This is a genomic window from Humidesulfovibrio sp. (assembly GCF_031082295.1).
GTDB lineage: Bacteria > Desulfobacterota > Desulfovibrionia > Desulfovibrionales > Desulfovibrionaceae > Humidesulfovibrio.
This window is the reverse complement of sequence record NZ_JAVHLD010000008.1, coordinates 31427-53332: the sequence shown is the minus strand read 5'-3', so window position 1 is coordinate 53332 and position 21906 is coordinate 31427. Positions and strand designations below refer to the sequence as shown.

At 64.3% G+C, this 21906-nt stretch carries 17 protein-coding genes, 1 tRNA gene and 1 pseudogene; 9 read left to right on the top strand and 10 right to left on the bottom strand.

The window, feature by feature from the left end; all coding sequences use genetic code 11:
• Positions 1-37: 37 nt before the first annotated feature.
• Positions 38-412, bottom strand: a pseudogene (locus RDU24_RS15955) (MFS transporter); the annotation flags it as partial.
• Positions 413-465: 53 nt separating this feature from the next.
• On the opposite strand from RDU24_RS15955, the gene RDU24_RS06515 reads away from it, so the two are divergent.
• Together RDU24_RS06515 and RDU24_RS06510 are read left to right on the top strand one after the other, a co-directional pair.
• Complete coding sequence (locus RDU24_RS06515; RefSeq protein WP_308734940.1) at positions 466-645, top strand: hypothetical protein; 180 nt, start codon at positions 466-468, stop codon at positions 643-645.
• 125 nt (positions 646-770) lie between these two features.
• Positions 771-2540, top strand: coding sequence for an ABC transporter ATP-binding protein/permease (locus tag RDU24_RS06510; protein ID WP_308734939.1), 1770 nt, complete (start codon positions 771-773; stop codon positions 2538-2540).
• Here the strand turns inward: RDU24_RS06510 and RDU24_RS06505 are convergent.
• Both RDU24_RS06505 and RDU24_RS06500 read right to left on the bottom strand, forming a co-directional pair.
• The gene (locus RDU24_RS06505; protein WP_308734938.1) at positions 2537-3658 is read right to left on the bottom strand and encodes a glycoside hydrolase family 5 protein; all 1122 of its coding nucleotides are present in this window, start codon (positions 3656-3658) and stop codon (positions 2537-2539) included. The two genes, RDU24_RS06510 and RDU24_RS06505, sit on opposite strands and share 4 nt — an antisense overlap.
• A gap of 533 nt (positions 3659-4191) precedes the next feature.
• Positions 4192-6816, bottom strand: coding sequence for a bacteriohemerythrin (locus RDU24_RS06500; RefSeq protein ID WP_308734937.1), 2625 nt, complete (start codon positions 6814-6816; stop codon positions 4192-4194).
• Positions 6817-7008: 192 nt separating this feature from the next.
• On the opposite strand from RDU24_RS06500, the gene RDU24_RS06495 reads away from it, so the two are divergent.
• A tRNA-Ala gene (locus RDU24_RS06495) sits at positions 7009-7084 on the top strand.
• A 455-nt stretch (positions 7085-7539) separates the two neighbouring features.
• Here RDU24_RS06495 and RDU24_RS06490 read toward each other — a convergent pair.
• The 4 genes from RDU24_RS06490 to nhaR form a co-directional block, all read right to left on the bottom strand.
• Positions 7540-9021, bottom strand: coding sequence for a protein adenylyltransferase SelO (locus RDU24_RS06490; protein ID WP_308734936.1), 1482 nt, complete (start codon positions 9019-9021; stop codon positions 7540-7542).
• Positions 9022-9096: 75 nt separating this feature from the next.
• Positions 9097-11802 (bottom strand): cation-transporting P-type ATPase, encoded by a 2706-nt coding sequence (locus RDU24_RS06485; RefSeq protein ID WP_308734935.1) that lies wholly within the window; start codon positions 11800-11802, stop codon positions 9097-9099.
• A 57-nt stretch (positions 11803-11859) separates the two neighbouring features.
• A complete protein-coding gene (locus RDU24_RS06480; protein ID WP_308734934.1) occupies positions 11860-13176 on the bottom strand; it encodes a hemolysin family protein in 1317 nt (438 codons plus the stop codon).
• Positions 13177-13330: 154 nt separating this feature from the next.
• The gene (nhaR, locus tag RDU24_RS06475; protein WP_308734933.1) at positions 13331-14275 is read right to left on the bottom strand and encodes a transcriptional activator NhaR; all 945 of its coding nucleotides are present in this window, start codon (positions 14273-14275) and stop codon (positions 13331-13333) included.
• Positions 14276-14507: 232 nt separating this feature from the next.
• Between nhaR and htpX the strand changes: the two genes are divergently transcribed.
• From htpX to RDU24_RS06445, 6 genes are all read left to right on the top strand, one after another.
• Entirely contained in the window at positions 14508-15386 is an 879-nt protein-coding gene (gene htpX / locus RDU24_RS06470) for a protease HtpX (protein WP_308734932.1), read from the top strand.
• A gap of 37 nt (positions 15387-15423) precedes the next feature.
• Positions 15424-16011 (top strand): YqaA family protein, encoded by a 588-nt coding sequence (locus RDU24_RS06465; protein ID WP_308734931.1) that lies wholly within the window; start codon positions 15424-15426, stop codon positions 16009-16011.
• 45 nt (positions 16012-16056) lie between these two features.
• Entirely contained in the window at positions 16057-16941 is an 885-nt protein-coding gene (locus RDU24_RS06460; RefSeq protein WP_308734930.1) for a Tim44 domain-containing protein, read from the top strand.
• 59 nt (positions 16942-17000) lie between these two features.
• On the top strand, positions 17001-18071 hold the full coding sequence (locus RDU24_RS06455) for an AI-2E family transporter (RefSeq protein WP_308734929.1): 1071 nt from the start codon (positions 17001-17003) through the stop codon (positions 18069-18071).
• Positions 18072-18189: 118 nt separating this feature from the next.
• Positions 18190-19185, top strand: coding sequence for a TerC family protein (locus tag RDU24_RS06450; protein ID WP_308734928.1), 996 nt, complete (start codon positions 18190-18192; stop codon positions 19183-19185).
• 93 nt (positions 19186-19278) lie between these two features.
• The gene (locus tag RDU24_RS06445; RefSeq protein ID WP_308734927.1) at positions 19279-19605 is read left to right on the top strand and encodes a TFIIB-type zinc ribbon-containing protein; all 327 of its coding nucleotides are present in this window, start codon (positions 19279-19281) and stop codon (positions 19603-19605) included.
• Between the two features lie 171 nt (positions 19606-19776).
• Here the strand turns inward: RDU24_RS06445 and RDU24_RS06440 are convergent, their stop codons facing one another.
• Genes RDU24_RS06440 through RDU24_RS06430 form a run of 3 tightly spaced genes read right to left on the bottom strand, consistent with a single transcriptional unit; the run spans position 19777 to position 21754 of the window.
• Complete coding sequence (locus tag RDU24_RS06440) at positions 19777-20217, bottom strand: universal stress protein (protein WP_308734926.1); 441 nt, start codon at positions 20215-20217, stop codon at positions 19777-19779.
• On the bottom strand, positions 20217-20615 hold the full coding sequence (locus tag RDU24_RS06435) for a biotin/lipoyl-binding protein (RefSeq protein ID WP_308734925.1): 399 nt from the start codon (positions 20613-20615) through the stop codon (positions 20217-20219). Before RDU24_RS06435 ends, RDU24_RS06440 begins: the two co-directional genes overlap by 1 nt.
• Before the next feature lie 11 nt (positions 20616-20626).
• Positions 20627-21754, bottom strand: a complete 1128-nt coding sequence (locus RDU24_RS06430) for a YeiH family protein (RefSeq protein ID WP_308734924.1) — start codon at positions 21752-21754, stop codon at positions 20627-20629.
• Between the last annotated feature and the right edge of the window lie 152 nt (positions 21755-21906).

Sequence of the window (21906 nt, the reverse complement as noted above, 5' to 3'; positions counted from 1 at the left end):
GGGTAGGGCGGGTGCGTTGCAAGAGTCGCATGGTCTCGCGTTCGGACTCCCTGATGCGCCCGCGCGAGACGAGCCAGAGGCCGCTGTCGGGTATGGTGAAGCGGCCGAGGGTCACGAGCACCGCCGGGACGATGGCCGTCGCGTACATGTCGCGCCAGGCCGAGAGCTCAGGGTTTTCAAACATGATGCGGTAGCCCGCCGCCGTGCCGGCCAAGGCCCCCAGCGCCAGGAAGCCGAAGGCGGACAGCACCATCCTTCCGCGGTTCCTGCTCGGGATGTTTTCGGAGATGATCATGTGCGCCGTCGGGTAGTCGCAGCCAAGGGCCACGCCCACGCCGAAGAGCGACAGCAGCATCCAGGCCACACCCTGGCTCAGGGCCAGCGCTGCGAGGCAAAGCGCGAACAGGACCATCTCGAATGAACATCCTCTTCCTGCCGAAGTGATCGGCCAGGCCGCCCAGGGCAGTGGCGCTGCTGGAACAGGGAGCCTTTGCCGATCCTGAGGCCGTCAAGCACTACGCGGAGTTTCTGAAGCAGTGCAAGAAGCTGCTCAAGAACCTGCAGCGGCTCATGAAGCTGTCGGACCGCATCTTGGCTCCGCGTCAACCGTATGGGGTTGCCTTCTTTACTTGCCGCCTCAGTTGAAGTAGAATGAACCATGTTGCAAAGAGCCCCCCAACATTCCGTGGAAGCCCGATTCTCCGCAGCATTCTTCCGCAGAAGCACCCTTCGTCCTTACTCCTATGCCTGATTCCTCGTCAGATGCGCCCATGGCGGCTCTGCCTGTCAGCAAGCCCGGCCGGAAAAAACGTTTTGTCGGGCAGGTGCTTCGCCTTGCCGGGCCGTACTGGCATTGCGAACGGCGCGTGAAAGTGCGCGGCGCAACCCTGCTGCTTTTGCTGCTTACCATGGCCCAGGTGGCTTTAAGCGTTTGGGGAAACTACTGGAACAGGGCGCTGTACGACGCCCTCGAGCAGCACTCCGTGCGCGGAGTGCTTATTCAGGTCGCGGTGTTCGCCGTGATCCTGGCCTCCTCGCTGGTGGTGACCGCAGCGCACCTGATGGTCAAACGCTGGCTGCAGATCGACTGGCGCGCCTGGCTGACCGAGCAGTTGGTCGGCAGTTGGATGGGCGAGGCCCGCCACTACCGGCTTCTCTTTGCCGAGGGCGAGCACGACAACCCCGACCAGCGCATCGCCGAAGACATCCGCATCGCCACGGAAAGCGCCATCGGCCTGGGGCACTCGCTGACCTTCAGCCTGCTGACCTTGGGCCTGTTCATCGACATCCTCTGGTCCATCTCGGGCTCCATCGACGTGCCCGGCACCTCGCTCCACATTCCCGGCTACATGGTCCCGCTGGCCTTCCTGTACGCGACCCTGGGCAGCGCGTTTGGCTGGGTGTTCGGCCGACCGCTGGTGAAGACCACAAACGCCTTGCAGACCGCCGAGGCCACCTTCCGCTTCGGCCTGTCACGCGCGCGTGAGCACACCGAGTCCATCGCGCTCTTGCGCGGCGAACCCCGGGAACGCGCCGGGTCGACGCTGCGGTTCCGCCAGGTCATCCACGACTGGAACAGGCAGTCGCTGGCCTACATGGGCCTGATCTCCTTCGGCACTGTGTACGGCGGACTCTTGCCGGTGCTGCCGATCCTGATCGCCGCGCCGCAGTACATTCTCGGCGCCATGTCGCTCGGCGCGCTCATGCAATCCGCGCAGGCGTTCCAACAGTTGACCTCCTCGCTGTCCTGGCCAGTGGACAGCATAGGCGAGATCGCCCGCTGCCGCGCTTCGGCTGATCGCGTCCTTTCACTCTACGAGGACATGCAGCAACTGGATGCAAACGGGCAGGTGGCGGATCGCAAGAAGATCATTTTGGAGCAATCGGAACTGCCCCGGCTGGTCATCGAGGACCTTTGCATCGCCGAGCCTTCGGGGCGCATTCTGATCGAGAATTTGAGCGTCGACATTCCCCGCGGGGAAAAGGTGCTCATCGCGGGCGATCCGGCGGTGACAGGGAGCCTGTTCAAGGTGATTGGCGGCCTTTGGCCCTGGGGCAGCGGGCGTGTCAGGCTGCCGGGCGACGGGGAGATGCTCTTCATCGCCCAGCACTGTTTCCTGCCGGAGGGCACCCTGCGCGCGGCGGTATCATATCCGCTCCCTCCCGACACCTTTGACGACGCGGCCCTCCTGCACGCGCTGGAATGCGTGGGCCTGGAGCGGCTGGCCCAGCGCCTGGACGAAGAGGACAACTGGGAGCAGGCATTGCCGCCGCGCGCCCAGCAGCAGCTCGGCTTTGCGCGCGTCGTGCTCCAGCAGCCGGCCTGGGTCTTCATGGAGGAAGCCACCGACGCCTTTGATCCTGAAGGCGAGCAGCACATCTTCGAGATGCTCTGCCGCGAGCTGCCGAACACCTCCCTGCTGAACATCAGCTTTCATCCCGGCCTGAAGGAACTGCACACCCGCACCCTGACCCTGAACCGCATCGCCGAAACAAAGATCCTGTTCGGCGTGCGGCGCGAGTCAAACGGTTTCCACTAAAACCGGGACGGCAGCCAGCCCCTCTCGACACATTCGCGGAAGCACCATTCCGGCGTGGTTTCTGTGCGGTAGCTCCAGAAGAACCAGCCCCGATACTGTTCATAGGTCAGCAGCTGCGCGGCTCCGTAGGCGCGGTATGCGGCGTTGCGCTGAAATTCGCCCATGTTGGTCAGCGCGTAGTCGTACGGCCCCTCGGCCCAGAGCGACACAACCTCCAGGTTCAGTCCCAGGCTCCACTCGCCCACGATGGTGGGCAGCTTGAGCTCGCGCCCGATATCTTGGGCCTCCTGCCCCCACTCGACCCCTGCCTTGCGCAGGTGGCCGTGGATGTCCATGTCCAGGTCCTCCCGGCTGAAGCACTGGTAGCGGTGGATGTCGAACAGCACGTTCTGGTGTTGCGGCGGCTGCATGAAGCCCAGGTACTCGCGGTGCGAGCGGAACCCGTCGTGGAACACGACGGCAACGCGCTCCTGCGGGCAATGGGCGCGGATGGCATCGTAGGCCCGCAGGTAGTAGCCTTGAAGCAGGTCGGTGGGCACGTCCCAGCGCGGCTCGTTCAGCACCTCGATGCCGTAGAGCGCGGGCTGCGGCCCGTAGCGCTCGGCAAGGCGCCCCAGCACCAGCACGGAATGGGCGAGATATTCTTCCTTGGTGTGCCATTCCACCACGTCCATGATGCCGCCGTTGTCGAAGCCGTTCTGGCAGCCGGGCGCGGCGTGCAGGTCAAGCAGCACGCGCAGGCCGAACTCCGAGGCCCATGCGAACGCTCGGTCCAGCACGTCCAGGCCGCCCTCGACAAAGAGGTGCGGATTGGCGCCGTACTTGGGGTGGTAAGGGTAGGGCGGGCCGAAGATCCAGTGCCCGACAGGAATGCGCACGGCATTGATGCCGACCCCGGCCAGCCAGGCGAAGTCCTCCCGCGTGATGAAGGTGTCCCAGTGGGCGCGCAACCTCTCGGATGCCAGCGGACCAAGCTCCGCGCACCAAGTGGTTTCGTCTGTTGCGGCCAAGCCTTCAAACAGGCTCGGGGCCATCCACTTTTCGAGCACCAGCCAGCCGCCGAGATTGACGCCGCGCAGGTGGAGAGGGCTGGTGGGCTGTGTGGAGGTGTCCGTCATGGCGCGTCCTCGCAGATCCATCGGCATGGTTGGAAGTGCCCGCAGGTCCCGTCGATGGCTAAAGACCTACGCCAGGGTTTGTACGACTATTATATTAGGCAATTTGCCTGGTTGGCGCAAGAGCCAGGGCCTTGTGAAGGTAGGGCCAGGAGTGTCTGTCCGTCATGATGTTGATTGGGGTACGGTCCCAAACCGGGGCGTGTCTGAGAAAGACTTCTTGCGGCGCACAATGGAGTGGATCTGGCGCAATTGCTTGAAGTGTGTGTGGCGAGGAGCGCGGCACAGGCCTTGGCACCTACTCAGCCAGGCTCATGGTCAAGGCTCAGGGCGGGGACATCCGTATGAGCACCTCGGACGAGGACAACGAGACGGTAGTGGCGGTGCTCCTGCCAGTTCCCGAGGGACAATAGCCGGAGAGGCGATGCGGCCACCTGCATCGGCGTCTTGCACACCACGGGCGCGATGACTTCCAACGGTGACCTAGGTGTTTCATATCCACCCCGGCGATAGGGGCGGGACAGCGTCGGCGGAGGCTATCGGCCGGATAACCCGGACTTGTTCAGGAAGGGGCCGTAGCGCCTGTCTTCCGTCAGGATGTGGTCCGTTATCCAGTTCACGAGAAAGGCCCCGAAATCACCGCGTCTGCGCGGGTCTCCGCTGGCGAAGGCAGCCTGGAATTCCGCCACGCCTGACAGGAGCTTCCGGTGCTTCGCGCGCTGGCCCGCCAGCCCGGGATACCCTGCAGCCTCCATGAGCTTCTCCTCATCCTCGAAATGTCTGGCCGCGTGTTGCGCGAAGTCGGCCAGGATGCCAATCAAGGTGTCCCGGTCTCGGTCCGCTCTCGAGGCCTTGTGGAAATCCTGGGCGAGTTGGAAGAACTTCTGGTGCTGGATATCCATCTCCGGCACCTGGATGGCATACGCCTCGCGCCAGCCGAACCGTTGTCCTTCGCTTGTCTCCAGCGCCAGGCAGCGCTCCAGGCGACGTTCGAACAACTCAAGAAGCATCCAGCGCACGATGGGGATATCCGCCAGGACATCGCTCGGGATTTGATAGAGTTCCACGTCGGTCAGGGCATGGGCGCTGATGAAGCACGGCATGCCCACCAGGACGGAACTTTCGCCAAAGCACTGGCCAACTGTGATTTCCTCCACCACTGCGCCGTCCATTTCAAGGGCCACCCGGCCGGACTTGACGAGATGCACGGCGAGGCCGCAGTCCGGGCCGAGGAGCCGCCCGGCCTCCAGCGTGGTCAGGGTCGCGGCCGCGGCCACGCGGGCCTGGATGGGGTAGGTGGTCACGCCGCCAAGCAGCGATGTGGAGAAGAGGAACTCGTGAACGTCCTGGAGGGCGGTGCGCTCTTCGGACAGCCCGTTGTCCCTGATGAACCGCCTGTAGACGCCGAGGGGGATGCGCAGGGCCTGCACATGGTTGGCCGCGCGGCAGGTCGCCCGGGAAGGCTGTCCGCCCAGCGCCGTGCCCTCGCCGATCATGCCGCCCGCGGAGATCGTGCTCGAGATCTCGCTGTGGGCGTTGAGTCGCTCCACCTGGCCCGTCAGGACGAGATGCACGTCCTCGGCGAGGCTCCCGGCCTTCAGGATGATGGACTCCGGGTTGAAACAGACAAGGGGGGTGTTCAGCAGCAGGTGCAGCCGGTGCTCGGGCACGCCGGGGAAATAGGCCTTGAGGAGTTGGAAGGCCTGGGCGCGCACGTAGTCCTGGTGCGCGGCGATGAGCACGTCGGTGAGGCCGAAGGACGCGCTCGAACCGATGGCCTTCTGGCGGTTGGTGAGCGGGTTCGCCGTATGCGCGAGCACGATCTTGCCGGAGCGGTCCGCCACGAAGTCTTCGGCGTCGCCGTGAATCATGCCGCCCCCGATGTCGAGCTTCTTGATGTCCGCGGGCGCGAGGTAGCTGGCGCGCACGGTGTCGAAAAGCTCCCGAGTGAGGCCCGGCTTGGAGGGTTCCTCCGTGACCATGCGCTCCAGCACGGAAAGGCTCACGATGTCCGCGAAGTGGGCGTAGGTCTTGTAGCCGCCGCTGTCCTGGGTGCGGAACACCATCACCGTGCACTCCACCGGATGCGGCGAGAACACCGGCATGACCTCCAGGGACTCGATGTCGTTCCACTGGCCGAGCTTCAGGTCGTTGTACTCGAAGTAGTGCGCGATCTCCTCCTCGTCGCGGATGAGCAGGGCCGCAAGCTTCTTGAGCACGGACGCGCGGACTTCGGGCGTGGCGTAGTACTTGATGCGATGGTCGGCCCGCATCAGGACCGTGAGGCCGCAGAAGTGGTCGTCGTGGGCGTGGGTGTGGAAGATCCCCTCGATCTCGTTGACGCCGATGCCCAGTGCCTTGAGGCTGTGGAAGATGTTCGGGCCTGCGTCCACCAGGAAGACCTTGCCTTGGAAGATGACCATGCCCCCCATGGACGGGCGGTTGATGTCCCAGCCGTCTCCCTCCCCGGAGTAGACGACGCTGAAGTATTCGCGCTTGATGAGGTGATGGCCCAGGGGGTAGGTGGGCTGGTACTCTGCTCCGGGCGCGAGGTTCAGGTCCACCTGCACGCTCTCCCCGGCGTAGCTGATTTCGAACACGTTGAGCCGGAGCCTGCGGATCAAGGCCCCGTTCTTGATCTCCACCGGCTCGGTCTCCACGAGCACCTGGCCCAGGAGATCATCCATGCCCCGGATGTTGCCGAAGGCGAACTTGAGCTTGAGGCGCATCAGTTCACGGGCCTGCTCGTCGCCGAGGCCTGCCTCGCGCAGTTCCTCTTCGGAGATCAGGCCATAGTTGCCCCGGTAGATGTACTCCAGCTGCGCCGCGACCTGCTTGCTTGAGCCGATGAGCAGGGACCGTTCGCCGGTGTTCTTCGGGTGCCCGGGGATCAGCATGCCCTGGCGGTAGAACATCTGGAGCACCGGGAATTCGGAGAGGTTGGAGAAACGGCCGTTCTGGATGGGAACATCCGAGAGCAGGATGGCGTTGGGGCCGATTTCGAAGGTGGCGCCGTTCTCCTCCACCGTGCGGATGAAACCGCGCTTGAGCAGGTGCTTGACGCTGTCCGCCGGACATCCGCACAGGATGAACAGCTTGGCCTCCGGAATCTCCACATAGAAGAGCCCTTCGCTCACGTGCGACTTGATGATCATGGTCATGTGAATGCTCCAAATCCTTCAGAACGCTTCAGTCTAAGCGGAGGGGGGCTTCCAGGCGCCAGGGCGCCACTGCCAAAGATTACCCGCTCATGGCCCAGGCTGCAAGCTCAGGGTTTCACTATCGTAATTCTTGCCAGCATATTTCTTGACACAGCCTGTCACCAGCGGATAGTAATGCCTTCCCAACGCCGTGGGGCTGTAGCTCAGTTGGGAGAGCGCTTGAATGGCATTCAAGAGGCCGTGGGTTCAATTCCCTCCAGCTCCACCAGAAAGATCAAGGGCTTGCGAATCGCTTCGCAAGCCCTTTTTCGTTGCCGCAAAAATCATTGCACTACATTTCACGCCACCTGCACCGGTTATACCAACCGCAATGATGCTTCTCTCACCATCCCGAGCTTCGGCAGCAGCTCGGCCGCCTTCGCCGTCTCCTCGGAGTGCGGCTCGTAGCAGTTCTTGATGATCATCCTGGGGCCGTACCTGCCAAATAGGCGATGGCGGAGCACAGGGTTCCTCGGCCAAAGTGTCAGTTGACGCCGACCAGGGCTACCACCAGGGAACGCTGACGCTGGCGCTCCTCAGGCGACAGGTCCACCTGTAATGCCTCCCCCCCTGTGGCGGATATGAGCCCCAGGAGCATTTGCCTTGCGGATCATCCCAAGGTCCTGGCCGCTGCTCAAATCGTCCAAGCCCGAGCCCTACGCATCGCACGTCGCAAGCGGCCCCTCAGGTGCCACAGAAGGTCTGGTAGGGCTGCACTGACGGGCCGGGGGGCTGGCGGTAGGGGGCGTCTTCCGGCCGTTCCTCATATGGCCTGGACAAGACAGTAAGCAGACGCTCCAGCGGAGCATAGTCGCCGTGCCTTGTGGCCGCTTCCAGCACCTCCTCCACGAGGTGGTTGCGTGGAATGAGCGCAGGGCTCTGCGCGCGTATCAGGCTGCGGCCCATGTCCAGAGATTCCGGCTGACGCGTCAGACGAACCTGCCAGCGGTTTAGCCATTCCGCCAAGCCCTGGGCCTGAAACTCTGGGGCCTGCGCCACTGCGGGCGAGGCAAGGGCGCGCAAGGTGTTGGTGTAGTCCGCCTGGCCCTCCTGCATGGCCGCCAGCAGTTCCTTGACCAGAGAGAGGTCCTCAGGCTCCCGCGTGAACAGCCCCAGCTTGGCCCGCATCCCGTCGAGCCAGGCACTGCGGAACAACACCGGAAAGGCCTGGATGGCCTCCTGCGCCAGCTCAATGGCCTTGCGCGGGTCCTCGTGCAGCAGCGGCAGAAGCGCTTCGCCAAAGCGCGCCAAGTTCCACTGGGCCATCTGCGGCTGGTTGCCATAGGCGTAGCGCCCGCCCTGGTCGATGGAGCTGAATACCGTGTCCGGATCATAGGCGTCCATGAAGGCGCAGGGGCCATAATCGATGGTTTCCCCGCACAGCGACATGTTGTCGGTGTTCATGACCCCGTGAATGAAGCCCACCTGCAGCCACTTGGCAACCAGTGAGGCCTGCCGCTGCATGACCGCTTGGAGGAGTCCGAGGTACGGGTGGGCGTAGTCCTTGAGTGCGGGGAAATGTCGGGCCAGGACGTGGTCGGCCAGGGCCAGCAGCCCCTCGTGGTCACCCCGGGCCGAGAGGTATTCAAAGGTGCCGACGCGGATGTGGCTGGCAGCCACGCGAGTCAGAATTGCCCCAGGCAGGGTGGTCTCGCGCTGCACCATCTCCCCAGTGGCCACAACTGCGAGGCTGCGGGTCGTGGGGATGCCAAGCCCGTGCATGGCCTCGCTGATGAGGTATTCACGCAGCATGGGACCCAAGGCCGCGCGCCCGTCCCCACGGCGAGAGAAAGGGGTCTGGCCCGAGCCTTTGAGCTGGATGTCAAAGCGTTCGCCCTGGGGTGTTATCTGCTCGCCCAGCAGGATGGCCCGCCCGTCGCCGAGCATGGTGAAAGACCCGAACTGGTGCCCGGCGTAGGCCTGGGCCATGGGCTGGGCCCCTTTGGGGAGCAGGTTGCCGGAAAAGATGGAGGCTCCGACGTCTGTGTCCAGTGTCCTGGCGTCCAGGCCAAGTGACTCACAGAGCTCTCTGTTGAACAAGACCAGGCGCGGCGCTCGCACCGGAACGGGATCCATCCGAACATACAAGGCGTCGGGCAAGCTGGCATAGCTGTTATCAAAGTTCCAGCCCGCTCCGGAACCTTCCGCGCTGCTTTGGGAGGGCATGCACACTTCCCCTGTTCAGGTTACGCCAGGAGCGAATCTCTGGTCCGTATGGGCCGCTGGGCGCTGCCAAGTTCCTTAAGCATTGGCCTTGCGTCGCAGCCTCTTCTCCGTTTCCACCAGCAAGAACACAAGCAGGGCCGAGGCCAGGATCAGGCCCCACTCCCGCAGCCCGATAGGCGCTGTGGAGAAGAGGGTGTTCATGAAGGGCGCATAGGTCAAGAGCATCTGAAGGGCGAGCATGAAGGCCACGCCGCTGTTCACCCAGGGGTTGGAGAACAGGCCCATGGTGAAGGGCGAGCGGGTCAAGGAGCGGGAGTTGAACAGATAGGCCATCTCCACCAGCACGAAGACGTTGACGGCCACGGTGCGCGCCTGCTCGACGCTGGCGCCGCGTGTGAGCTCCAGTTCGAAGAGCCCGAAGGCGCAGACGAGCAGCAAGAGGCCCACCAGAACGATTCGGCGGGTGATGGCCCTGTCGAGGATTGGCCGGTCCGGGTCGCGCGGGGGGCGCTCCATCAGGTCGGGCTCGCGCGGCTCAAAGGCCAGCATGAGGCCCAGGCAGCCAGCGGTGGTCATGTTGATCCAGAGTATCTGCACGGGAAGGATGGGCAGGGTGATGCCGAAGAGGAAGGCCGTGAGGATGACCATGCCCTCGCCGATGTTGGTGGGCAGGGTCCAGGCGATGAAATTAATGAGGTTGTCGAACACGCCGCGGCCCTCCTCCACTGCGTCTGCGATGCTGGCGAAGTTGTCGTCCGTCAGCACCATGTCTGCCGCCTCCTTGGCGGCGTCGCTGCCGGCCAGGCCCATGGCCACCCCGATGTTGGCCTGTTTGAGGGCAGGCGCGTCGTTGACACCGTCCCCGGTCATGGCCACGATGTCGCCCGATGCTTGCAGAGCCCGCACCAGCCGGAGCTTTTGCTCCGGCGAAACGCGCGCGAACACCGCAGTCTCGCGCACCGTCTGGGCCAGCTCGGCGTCCGTCAGGGCCTCCAGCTGGCGGCCCGTGAGGCCCAGGCACACGCCCTGGGGCACGCACTCGGCGCTGCCCAGGCCGATCATTCGGCCAATGGCCACGGCTGTCCCTAGATGGTCGCCAGTAATCATCTTGACCATGATGCCCGCCTTGCGGCAGGCAGCCACGGCGCTGACCGCCTCGGCCCTGGGCGGGTCGATCATGCCTTGGAGCCCCAGGAAGACGAGCCCTCCTCCGATGTCAGCATGGTCCAGGCCGTTTTTGCCTGGGGGGTGCTCCCCCCGCGCGAAGGCAAGCACGCGCAGGCCCTGGGCGGCCATGGTCTCCATTTCGCGGTGCACGGCCCCGGCGTCAAGGGCCGCAGGATTTCCGTCCGGGCCAAGGGTGCTCGCGCAGCGCTCCAGAACGCGCTCCGCAGAGCCCTTGACGTAGGCCACGGCTCCCTGGCCCTGGCGGTGCAGGGTGGCCATGTACTGCCGCTCGGACTCGAAGGCCAGCCCGTCCAGGCGCGGGCGCTCGGCCTGCTCCGCCGCGCGGTCCAGCCCGGCCTTTTCCGCGCTGACCAGAAGGGCAGCCTCCGAGGGGTCGCCTTCCACGCGCCAAACCCCGCCCGGCTCCGGAGCGCGCAAGATGGCGTCGTTGCACAAAAGGCCCGACCGCAGGCACTCGCGCTGGACCGCGTTCAGGCCCTGGCCCCCGTCCGGCACCACCGTTCCGGCGGGCGCGTAGCCGGTGCCAGTGATTTCCGCCCCTGCCCCCCCGGCCCACAGGCGACGCACGGTCATCTGGTTTTCGGTCAGGGTTCCGGTCTTGTCAGTGCAGATCACCGTGACGCTGCCCAGGGTCTCCACCGCAGGCAGGCGGCGGATGACCGCCCGGCGCTTCGCCATGCGCGACACGCCGATGGCCAGGATGATGGTGACGGCCGCGGGCAGGCCCTCTGGAATGGCGCCCACGGCCAGCGCCACCGAGGCCATGAACATGTCCGCCGCGCGCGCGCCGCGCCAGTACCCCAGTCCAAAGTTCAGCGCCGCCAGGCCCAGGATTGCGGCCAGGATTATGTGGCTGAAGCGGCTGATCTTGCGCGTGAGTGGCGTTTGCAGCTCGTCGGCTGAGTCCATGAGCGCGGAGATGCGGCCCAACTCCGTGTCCAGGCCTGTGGCCACGACGATACAGCGCGCCTGTCCATAGGCCGCCAAGGTGCCTGCGTAGGCCATGCCCGTGCGCTCGGCCAGGGAGGTCTCCAGAGCCACGGCAACCGGAGATTTCTCGACGGGCAAGGACTCCCCTGTGAGCATGGACTCGTCAATACGCAGCTCCCGGCTCAGCAGAATGCGCAGGTCGGCAGGCACCTTGTCGCCGGAGTTGAGCAGGACCAGGTCGCCGGGAACCAGCACGGCGGCGTCCTGGCGCGACGAAAGGCCCCCGCGCACCAGGGTGGCCTCGTTGGTCATGGTCGCGGACAGGGCCGACAGGGCCGATACGGCCTTGCTCTCCTGCAAATAACCGAGCACGGCGTTGACCAGCACCACGCCGAAGATGACGCTGGAGTCCACGGCCTCGCCCAAGAGGGCCGTGACCACCCCTGAGGCCAGCAGGATGTAGATCAGAGGTTGGTGGAACTGGAGCAGAAAGCGCTTAAGGGCCGATTTCTGGCGCCGGGCGGGCAGGCTGTTGGGCCCCAGGCGGCGCAGGCGGGCCTCTGCCTCGGCGTGTTCCAGCCCCTTATCGGACGAGGTCTCAAGCAGGACCGCCACGTCCTCCGGGGACATCTGGTGCCAAGGTCTTTCGTGCAGGATGGCCATGCGTACGCCTCCTTTCAGGTTTGCGCGTCAGGCCCGGCTCGCCAGCTCTTGGCGTTTTCAGCCTTGGCTCTGGCCTACGGGTTGCTTCGTCACCAGCACGCGATCAATGCGCCGACCGTCCATGTCCACGATCTCGAAGCGGAACCCTTCCCCTTCGACGACATCGCCAACATCTGGTATCCTCTGAAGGTGGTGCAGGATGAAGCCCGCCAGGGTTTCATAAGGCTCCAAGGTGTCTTGGTCCCTGCAGATGCCCGCGACCTGGCAGGCGTCCTCCATGGGGATGAGTCCGTCGAGAAGCCAGGAGCCGTCGGCCCGCTTCACTGCCTCCGGCTCCTCCCCGGCCTTGTGGTCCGGCAGGTCGCCCACAAGGGCCTCCAGGATGTCGTACAAGGTAGCGATGCCCATGATGTCGCCGTACTCGTCCACCACCATGGCGAAGCGCATCCGGCTGCGCCCCTGAAACGCCTCCAGCAGAGCGGTGGCTCGGGCCGTGTCCTGGATGAACACCGGCGCGTGCAGATGCTTGTCGAGCCTGGCTGCGGGGTCAGCCACCCGCGCCGCCAGGAACTCGCGCGCCTTCACCACCCCAAGAACGGCATGGAGGTCGCCATCGCACACGGGGTAGCGCGAATAGGGGCTCTCGGCCATTTGGGCCAGGATATCCTTGTCGGAGTCGTTGACGTCAAGCCAGACCACCTTGGAGCGGTGCCGCATGAGGCTCGACACCCGGCGGTCGCCCAGGCGGAAGACCCGCTCCAGCATGTCTTTTTCCGAACTCTGGACAAATCCCGCGCGCACGCCCTCGTTGATGAAGCCCTTGATGTCTTCCTCGGTGATCTGCTGCGCCTCCTGGTTCATACCCATCAGCCTGGACGCCAGACGGGAGGAGGAACTCAGGACCGCAACAGCGGGATGGGCCACCTTGCGCAGCAGGAGCATGAAGGGCGAGGCCAGGCGGGCGAAGCGCTCCGGGTCGGAAAAGGCCATCTTCTTGGGGATAAGCTCGCCAAAAACCAGGGTCAGGTAGGTTGTAGCCAGGATGACGAGGCCAAAACCCAGAGCGTCGGCGAAGGGCTTGAAGGCGTCGTGTCCGGACAGCCAGCGCCCGAGCTGCTCCCCAAGGGTGGCCCCGCCGAAGGCGCCTGTGAGGATGCCGATGAGGGTGATGCCGATCTGGACCGTGGAAAAGAGCCGGTCCGGCTCCTCCAGAAGCGACAGGGCCAGGGCGGAGCGCTTGTCGCCCTGCTTGGCGGCGGCGGAAAGCCGCACCTTCTTGGCGGCCACCAGGGACATTTCGGCAAGGGAAAAGAAACCGTTCAGCAGAATCAGCAGCAGGATGACGACGACTTCCCAGTACACATTGGCAGACATGGCGTTTCCAGTATGTTGTGAGGGCGCTTCCCGGATCGGGGCACTTAGATGATACCGGGGGGACAGGGGAAAGACAACCGTCGCGATGCCGCCAGCAGGGGCGCCAGGGCCGTCAGCCCCGCTGCCGCCCATCTTGGCAGGTCTGCTGAAAGTGTCAGAAATCCTTTTCCGCTCCCCTCCGCCGGGACGGAGCGCCAGCAACCTTGAACACGTTCTGCCGGGCGGCCTTGCTGATGGCCACCACAGCGGGGTGCGTGATGCGCCGCTCGGTGGTGATGGCGTATACCTGCTCCACCACCGCGTCGATACGGCCGACCTCCACGACCTTGTATTGCTCGCACACGTGCCCGGCGATGGCCGTGGGCGCCACGAACAGCCCGGCCCCGGCCTGGCCGAAGGACTTCACCAGGGCGCTGTCGTCGAACTCCCCCACGATGCGCAGGCGCAGCCCCTTTGCCTCCATCCACTGGATGAGCTTGTGGCGGATGGCCACGTCCTCCCCTGGAAGAAGGAACGGGGTGTTGTCGATGCTGGCCGGGAATGCTCCTGCCAAGCCCTGGACCAGAGCGCCAGCGCCGAACACCGTCAGCCCGCTCTCGCCCAGCAGGTGGCTGTAGCCGCGCACATTCAGGTTCGCAGGCATGGGCCTGTCGGCAATGATCATGTCGAGGCGGTGTATTGCCAGTTCGGCCAACAGGCTCGTCAGCCTGCCTTCCCTGCACACCAGCCGCAGCGGCGCCTGGAGCCGCAACGCGGGCTCCACCAGCTGGTAGGCCACGGACTTGGACACACTGTCGGCGATGCCGACCCGGAAAGGCAGGATCCTCTTGGCCGTGTCGTCCCCCAGGGCCTCCAGCAACTCGTCGCCCATGGCGAAGATGTCTTCGGCGTAGCCCAGAATGCGCCGCCCGGCGTCCGTCAGCTCCAGGCCGCGCCCGGCGCGACGGAACAGTTCGACGCCCAGGGCCTCCTGGAACTCGCCGAGCTGGCCGCTGATGGTATGCGGCGTGACGTGCAGCTGCTGGGCCGCGCGGGCGATGCCACCGGCCTTGGCCACCGCCCAGAAATACCTTAAATGATGGTAGTTCAAAGTCTGCACGGCATTTCTCCTGTCCCACGCCGCCGGGGTCCGCAGCCCGGTGGACACATCGTGTTTTCCGATTATTTATATCGTAACATCCGACTTGTCTATGGTTTGGGGTGGCAGTAGCATGCCCCCATCATGGACGAAGAGCCTGATGCGAAGGCGTCGGCGCGGAACTTGTCCACAAGGGCCTTGCCCGCATGCGCCTGGCAGCCACAAGGCGAGAACTAGCAAGGGAGACCAAGGGATGAAACGCGTACTGCTCTTTCTTCTGACCAACCTGGGCATCATGCTGGTGTTGTCGGTGAGCCTGCGCCTGCTCGGGGTGGAGCCATACCTGAACGCCAACGGCCTCAATCTCTCGTCGCTGCTCATCTTTGCGGCGGTGATGGGCTTTGGCGGTTCCTTCCTGTCCCTGGCCCTGTCCAAGTGGATGGCCAAGCGCAGCATGGGCGTGGTGGTCATTGAGACCCCCTCGAACTCGGCGGAGTTCTGGCTGGTGGACACCGTCCGCAGGCAGGCGGCCCAGGCGGGCATCGGCATGCCCGAGGTTGGCGTGTTTCACGCCCCGGACGCCAACGCCTTCGCCACCGGCATGAGCCGGAACAATTCCCTGGTGGCCGTGTCCACCGGCCTCTTGCAGCAGATGACCCGCGAAGAGGCCGAGGCCGTGCTCGGGCACGAGGTGGCCCACATAGCCAACGGCGACATGGTGACCCTGGCCCTGATCCAGGGCGTGGTGAACACCTTCGTCATGTTCCTGTCGCGGGTCGTGGGCTCGCTGGTGGACAAGATGGTGTTCAAGACCGAGCGTGGCCACGGCCCGGCCTTCTACGTCACCATGATCGTGGCCGAGCTGGTGCTCGGGGTGGTGGCCTCCATGGTGGTGATGTGGTTCTCGCGCAGGCGCGAGTTTCGCGCCGATGCGGGCGGGGCTTCGCTGGCGGGGCGACAGGCCATGATACGCGCCCTTGAACGCCTCAAGGCGGGCCGGGGCGAGGCCCTGCCGGACAACATGGCCGCCTTCGGCATTTCAGGCGGAGGCGGCCAGGGCTGGAAGCGCCTGTTCATGACCCACCCGCCGCTGGATGAGCGCATCGCCGCGCTTCAGGCGGACCGGGGATGATGGGCTCGGCAAACATGCGGAACGGAGGCCAGAAGGCATGAAGATTTTCTCTCCGCTTTACCGCAGGGCGCTGGCCTGGTCGCGGCATCCGCGAGCGCCCTGGTTTCTGGGCGCGCTCAGCTTCACCGAGTCCTCGTTCTTTCCGATCCCGCCCGACGTCATGCTCGCGCCCATGAGCCTTGCCGCACCGGAGAAGGCGTGGCGGTTGGCCCTGTTGACGACGTTGACCTCCGTGGCGGGCGGCGCTTTCGGCTACGCCATCGGGCTGTTCGCCATGGACGCCCTGCAGCCCTGGCTTTTGGCGAGCCGGTACTGGCCGTCCTACCTGCTGGCGGTGGAGCTTTTCGGCCGCTGGGGCTTCTGGGCGGTGTTCATCGCCGGGTTCTCGCCCATACCGTACAAGGTTTTCACCATTGCGGCGGGCGCGCTTTCCATGGCCTTTCTGCCGTTTATCCTGGCCTCGTTCATCGGTCGGGGTGCGCGCTTTTTTCTCGTGGCGGGCCTGATGGCCTGGGGCGGGAAGCGCATGGAGGAGAAGCTCCATCGCCATATCGACCGCCTGGGCTGGGCCATCGTGGCCCTTGTCCTCCTGGGCGTCGCGATCTTGCGGGCGCTGGACGCATGACGGCCATGGGCCATTCAACGTAGAATAACAATACAGGAGAGAGCCATGAAACTCATTGCAATCGCCTTGCTCGCCGTGATGATGGGCTTTGGCGCGCTGGTTCAGGACGCCGAGGCCAAACGCTTGGGCGGGGGCAGATCCACGGGCTTCAGCCGGGACTCCGGCGTCATGAACCGCCAGGGCATCACTTCCAAGCCCGCCGCCGGGCCAGCGCAAACTGCCGCACCGGGGGCAGCCGCGCCGCAGTCAGGCATGAGCCGCTGGATGGGGCCGCTGGCAGGCATCGCCGCAGGCCTCGGCATCGCCGCGCTGTTCTCGCACTTCGGCATGGGCGCGGGCATGGGCAACATGCTGCTCATCCTGGCGGTGGTGGCGGGCGTGGTGTTCGCGGTGCGCTGGCTGATGCGCAGGCGTCAGCCAGCCAGGGGAATGCAGCCGGCCATGCAATATGCCGGGTCTATGGGCGGCATGCCGCATCAGCCGCAGCAGGGGAACTTCCCGCCGAACACCTTTGGCGGCATGGGCGCGGCAGCGCCTGGAACCGCCTCTGCGGCCAATGTTCCGCCCGATTTCGACGTGGAGGGCTTCCTGCGCCAGTCCAAGCTTAACTTCATCCGCTTGCAGGCCGCCAACGACCGCGGCGACATGGAGGACATCCGTCTTTTCTGCAGCCCGGAACTGGCGGCCGAGGTCCAAATGCAGTATCAGGAAAGAAACCGGCAGACCCAGCAGACAGACGTTGTGCAGTTAAACGCCGAGTTGCTTGACGTCAGCACGGAGGCGGGCCGGATGCTCGCCAGCGTGCGCTTCTCGGGCCAGATCCGCGAGGAGGCGGGCGCCCCCGCCGAGGCGTTCAGAGAGGTCTGGCACATGACCAGCGGGCTGGGCGCTGGCCAGACCTGGCGCATTGCCGGTATTCAGCAGGATTAGCGTCTGTGGGCCGCCCCGTGAGGCCGAGTTCACAGAGAACATCTCATGGGGTGGCTCATATGACATACGATTCTTCCTTCAGTCGCCGTCTGGCACCGTTCCTGGCTTTGGCCAGCCTGGTCTTGCTGGTCGCACTGATCCTGGCGCCCTTTCTGGCTCCGCTGGCCTGGGCCGGGGTGCTGGCCTACGTCTCCTGGCCCATGATGCCCTGGCTGCGGAAGCGCTGCGGCGGACGCGAAACCCTGGCCGCCAGCCTGGCCACAGCTATGGTGACTTTTATCCTTTGCGCGCCCCTGCTGTGGCTGCTCTGGCTCGGGCAGCAGGAGCTGGGCCGCCTCTACCCTGCGGTGCTCGCCTTCCTGCACGCCCCACCGGAGCTGCCGGAATCTGTGCGCAGCGCCCCCTGGCTCGGCGAATGGCTGAACGAGCAGCGGGCGCTGCTCTTGTCCGATCCCCAAGGGATGACGGAGACCTTTCAAGCCTGGCTCGGCGCCCATGCCGGGGCCATGGCGGGGCTGGCCGGAGGAGTGGGGCGAAATGTTGTCAAGCTGGTGCTTACGCTGGTTATTGTGTTCTTTTTCTACCGCAACGGCCCGCGCATTGTCGACGAACTGCGCCACGTCCTGGTCCGCTTCATCGGACCCCGGGCAAACGGATATCTTTCCGCCGCAGGCGGCACCACGCGCGCCGTGGTCTACGGCATCCTGCTCACCGCGCTGGCACAGGGCATAGTTGCCGGGCTGGGGTACTGGGTTGCCGGGCTCGGCTCACCGGTGACGCTTGGCGCGCTCACCGCACTGGTGGCCCTAATCCCCTTTGCCACCCCCCTGGCCTGGGGCGGCGCCGGGGCTTGGCTGTTGTTCCAGGGCGAACTTGGGGCGGCCATCGGCATCTGGATCTGGGGTGCGGCGGTGGTGAGCCAGCTGGACAATTTCCTGCGCCCCTTGTTCATCAGCAGCGCCGGAACGATTCCCTTTTTGCTGGTGCTGTTCGGCGTGTTGGGTGGCACCATCGCCTTTGGCCTGGTGGGGCTGCTCACCGGGCCCATCGTCCTGGCCATCGCCTGGGCGGTTTGGTGCGAATGGGTGGAGCATCTGGATGAAGCGGACGCAGAGGGAGCCGGGTTGTGAACTCCCCTCGCCAGCCCAGAACGGTGCCTGCGTTTGACGCCGAAAGACTGGAGCGCCCCCAGCACGCCTGGCACATGGCCACAGCCGCAGAAATCCTTTCTTGTGCAAGGAGCAGCGCATGACGACATGGTGGCACTGGGTGGGCTTCAATCTCCTGGTTCTTGTCTTCCTGGCCTTCGACCTTGGCGTGCTGCACCGCAGGCACCGCGAGATCAGCGTCAAGGAATCCCTGTGGCTTAGCCTGGGCTATTTCGTGCTGGCCCTGTGCTTCTCCGGCGTCATCTTCCATTTCGAGGGTCGCCAAGCGGGATTTGAGTTCCTCACCGGCTACCTCATCGAAAAAAGCCTGAGCATCGACAATATCTTCGTGTTCGTGCTCATTTTCACGCATTTCCAGGTACCGAAACAGTCGCAGCACACGGTGCTGTTTTGGGGTGTGCTGGGCGCCCTTGCCATGCGTGCGGCGCTCATCCTGGCGGGCTCGGCCATTCTCACCGCCTTCCACTGGGTCATCTACGTCTTCGGCGCCTTTCTCATCGTCACCGGCGTCAAGATGCTCATGACCATCAACGACGAGCCCGACCTTTCCGGCAACCGCGTGACCAAATTCATGCGCAAGCACTTCCGCGTCACGGCGGACTATGTGGGCGAGCGCTTCATGGTGCGCCAGAACAGCGTGCGCTTCATCACTCCGCTCCTCATCGTGCTGGTGCTGGTGGAGTTCTCGGACTTGGTCTTCGCGCTGGATTCCATCCCAGCCATCTTCGCCATAACCAAGGACCCGTTCCTGGTTTACACGTCCAATGTCTTCGCCATCCTGGGCCTGCGCGCGTTGTTCTTCGCCCTCACGGGCATCATCCACAGATTCCACTACCTAAAGTACGGCCTGTCCATCGTGCTTGTGGTGGTGGGGCTCAAGATGGTCGTCAACGGCTACTTCGGGCCGGTCATCCCCACGGAGTGGGCGCTGCTGTTGACTCTGGGCATCCTTGGCGGGTCTGTGGCGCTCTCGCTGCACCGTACGCGCACACTCCCGCCACAAGCCGTGGCGGAGGACGCCTTCCGAGGCTGGGTGCCTGGCAGCCCGGCGAAGGAGAAGGGGGAAGAGGACTAGAAACGGCGCAGCCAGCCTGGATTGAAAAGACTAAAGGGTCAGTACCCAGTCAAACAGGCTTTACCGAAACACGCGAAAGACACGGAGGTATTCATGAATTGCCCGCAATGCAACATATCCCTGGTCATGACGGAACGCAGCGGCATCGAGATTGACTATTGTCCCCAGTGCCGGGGCGTGTGGCTTGACCGCGGCGAACTCGACAAGATCATCGAGAGGTCTGCGGCTTCGCAGCCCTCTGCCCCTGTCCAGCATGCTGCGCCAGTGCCGCCACAGTATCAGCCCTCCCACTACCAGCAGCAGCCAGTGCCGCCCCAGTTCGGCGGGCATGGCGGCCAGCACGACAGCCACTACAAGCACAAGCAGGGGCACAGCTACCATAAAAAGAAATCCATCCTCGGAGAACTGTTCGATTTTTAGCCCGGGGCCATCCGGGTGGCCAAGGCCGGGACCTGGCCACCCGGAACTCCAACCACAAACGCCTCCGGCAGCGGAGCGCCTTGCCCCCTGCGAGGTCCCACCCTGGCCAAGCACATGCTGGCGCGTTCTTGAAACGCCATTGACCGCCTTGGCCAAGAGGGCGCTCGGTTTCTACTCACCGCCACGCACGAAGAGCACATCGCAAGTCGCGGCCTTGAGGATGGCGGAGGGGGCGTCGCGCATGACCTCAAGGCCGCGGCGGAAGGGTGCGGCCATGACGAGGAGGTCATAGCCCTGGGCCGCTTCCATTATTATTTCCTTTGCGATGCGGCCGCCGCTGGCGGTTTTGATGTCAAAGGCCACGCCGGCGGCCTCTGCTTGTCGACGGAAAGCCGCCAATGACGCCTGCTCCTGGCTCAGTTCGTCGTCGCGCGTGTATTCCAGAAACTTGCTGCGGGCTGTGCTTCCCAGCAAGAAATCCGACCCGATGTACACGCTCCACCCGGTGTCCAAGACGAACAGGGCTGTCAGGCTCGCCCCCTTTTCGGAGGCAAGCCTGAGGGCCTCGTCCACGGCCCGGGCCGTATCATCCAGAGCCAGGAGAATCTTCATTAGGGCAGGGTTCCCTTTTCGTGGTCCATGACGATGATGCTCGTCTTGCCTTTTTTCAGCATATCGCCTTCCTTCACGCCCACGGTGAGCACCTTGCCGTTGGTGGAGGCGAGCACATCCTTTGTTGCCAGCTTTTCCTGAAGCTCGCCGTTGACGAACTTCTTGTCCTTGTATTCGAAGGTGTAGATCAGGTCGCCCTTCTTGATCTCCTGGTCCTGCTGGACCTTGATGGCCACGACCTTGCCGTCCTGGTTGGGCTTGATGGTGACCGTGGGCACCACATAGGCCATGTAGACCAGGACGGCGGCCACCACGAGGCTGACGAAGACCATGGCCGCGGCATCTTCATGGCGGTCGGTCTTGAATACGGTCATTTTCCCTTTGGCTTTCTCAGACATATGTTCCTCCGTTAGAAGCTCGCGTCCTTGGACACGAAGAGCATGATGACGACGAGAGCCACGACGTACTTGAGGGTGCCTGCCACCAGGCCGACGCGCAACGGCTTGCCGCCCGCCCTCTTCAGCTCGCGAATGTCGATGTAAGCGCCTTGTCCCACCAGGCCGATGCCGAAGATCCAGCTCATGACATCGCGCAGCAGGTGCAGGGTGTTGGAGCCCTCTGCGCCCAGCCAGCCCAGGGAGGACATGGCGGTCATGCCGAAGAAGCCCAGCACGAAAATGGGGAAGCGGTCCATGAACACCTTGCTCAGCTTCATCTGCGCACCGGCGGTGGAGCAGGACTCGGCAGCCTCGGCCTTGCAGGCCCAGGTGGTAATGATGAAGACCACGAAGGGAATTGAGATGACGCGGACCACGTTCCATATCTCGCCATAGGCAACGGCGGTGCCGGGGGCGAAGGTGGGATTGAAGGCCAGGCAGGTGGCCAGCACCTGGCCGGAGTTGAGGATGCCCGTGCCCACCCAGGCGCCGAACTGGTAGTCGCTCAGGGCCAGCGCCTTGCCGATGAAGGGGCTGATGAACATGGTCATGATGCCGAAGCCGAGGATGGTGGCGATGGCAAGGGCCACTTCAGAGGGCTTGGCGTTGACGCCGGGGGAGGTGGCCACCGCCGCCGAGACGCCGCACACGCCGCAGGAGGCGCCCATGACGCCGATCATGGAACGGTCCATGCCGACGCGCTTGCCGTACCAGAGGACGAAGAACACCGTGCCGAACACGAAGCTTGAGATCAGCAGGATGGCGATGCTGCCCACCTTGGCCAGCTTCTGCAGGGTGTAGAGGCTGCCCAGCATGATGACGCCTGACTTGATGAACAGGCGTGTGGTGCGGAAGCCCGCCTCGGCCCAGTCAGGGATTTTGCCTCCGAAAAAGACGTTGCGGTAGATGATGCCCGCGATGATGGACAACAGGATGTAGTTCAGGCTTAGAACCTGAACGAGCCAGCCCTTCTGCCCAAAGACAACGGCCTCCTTCATCCAGGGCTCGACAAAGGTGCGCAGCAGGTACAGCGTGCCGATCATGACGGCCAGGCCGGGGATGATGGCCAGGATGTGCGCCATGCCTTTTCTTTCTTCCATGTGACTCCTCCAGGTATCTCGGTCTTGCTGGAACCACCACCCATGGCGGCTCGCGTTACGATGTTGCCGGCCTTGAGCAAGGACGGTGCCAGGGCTCGGATCGTTTGTAATAGTCTGAAATCATGTGCCAATTATTGGGCGTGAGTGGACTC

Bases quoted from the DNA above. Each gene is read 5' to 3' on its own strand.
- RDU24_RS06510 (WP_308734939.1), top strand. From the start codon at position 771: ATGGCGGCTCTGCCTGTCAGCAAGCCCGGCCGGAAAAAACGTTTTGTC.
- RDU24_RS06505 (WP_308734938.1), bottom strand. From the start codon at position 3,658: ATGACGGACACCTCCACACAGCCCACCAGCCCTCTCCACCTGCGCGGC.
- RDU24_RS06500 (WP_308734937.1), bottom strand. From the start codon at position 6,816: ATGACCATGATCATCAAGTCGCACGTGAGCGAAGGGCTCTTCTATGTG.
- RDU24_RS06490 (WP_308734936.1), bottom strand. From the start codon at position 9,021: ATGCCCTCCCAAAGCAGCGCGGAAGGTTCCGGAGCGGGCTGGAACTTT.
- RDU24_RS06485 (WP_308734935.1), bottom strand. From the start codon at position 11,802: ATGGCCATCCTGCACGAAAGACCTTGGCACCAGATGTCCCCGGAGGAC.
- RDU24_RS06480 (WP_308734934.1), bottom strand. From the start codon at position 13,176: ATGTCTGCCAATGTGTACTGGGAAGTCGTCGTCATCCTGCTGCTGATT.
- htpX (WP_308734932.1), top strand. From the start codon at position 14,508: ATGAAACGCGTACTGCTCTTTCTTCTGACCAACCTGGGCATCATGCTG.
- RDU24_RS06465 (WP_308734931.1), top strand. From the start codon at position 15,424: ATGAAGATTTTCTCTCCGCTTTACCGCAGGGCGCTGGCCTGGTCGCGG.
- RDU24_RS06460 (WP_308734930.1), top strand. From the start codon at position 16,057: ATGAAACTCATTGCAATCGCCTTGCTCGCCGTGATGATGGGCTTTGGC.
- RDU24_RS06455 (WP_308734929.1), top strand. From the start codon at position 17,001: ATGACATACGATTCTTCCTTCAGTCGCCGTCTGGCACCGTTCCTGGCT.
- RDU24_RS06450 (WP_308734928.1), top strand. From the start codon at position 18,190: ATGACGACATGGTGGCACTGGGTGGGCTTCAATCTCCTGGTTCTTGTC.
- RDU24_RS06445 (WP_308734927.1), top strand. From the start codon at position 19,279: ATGAATTGCCCGCAATGCAACATATCCCTGGTCATGACGGAACGCAGC.
- RDU24_RS06440 (WP_308734926.1), bottom strand. From the start codon at position 20,217: ATGAAGATTCTCCTGGCTCTGGATGATACGGCCCGGGCCGTGGACGAG.
- RDU24_RS06435 (WP_308734925.1), bottom strand. From the start codon at position 20,615: ATGTCTGAGAAAGCCAAAGGGAAAATGACCGTATTCAAGACCGACCGC.
- RDU24_RS06430 (WP_308734924.1), bottom strand. From the start codon at position 21,754: ATGGAAGAAAGAAAAGGCATGGCGCACATCCTGGCCATCATCCCCGGC.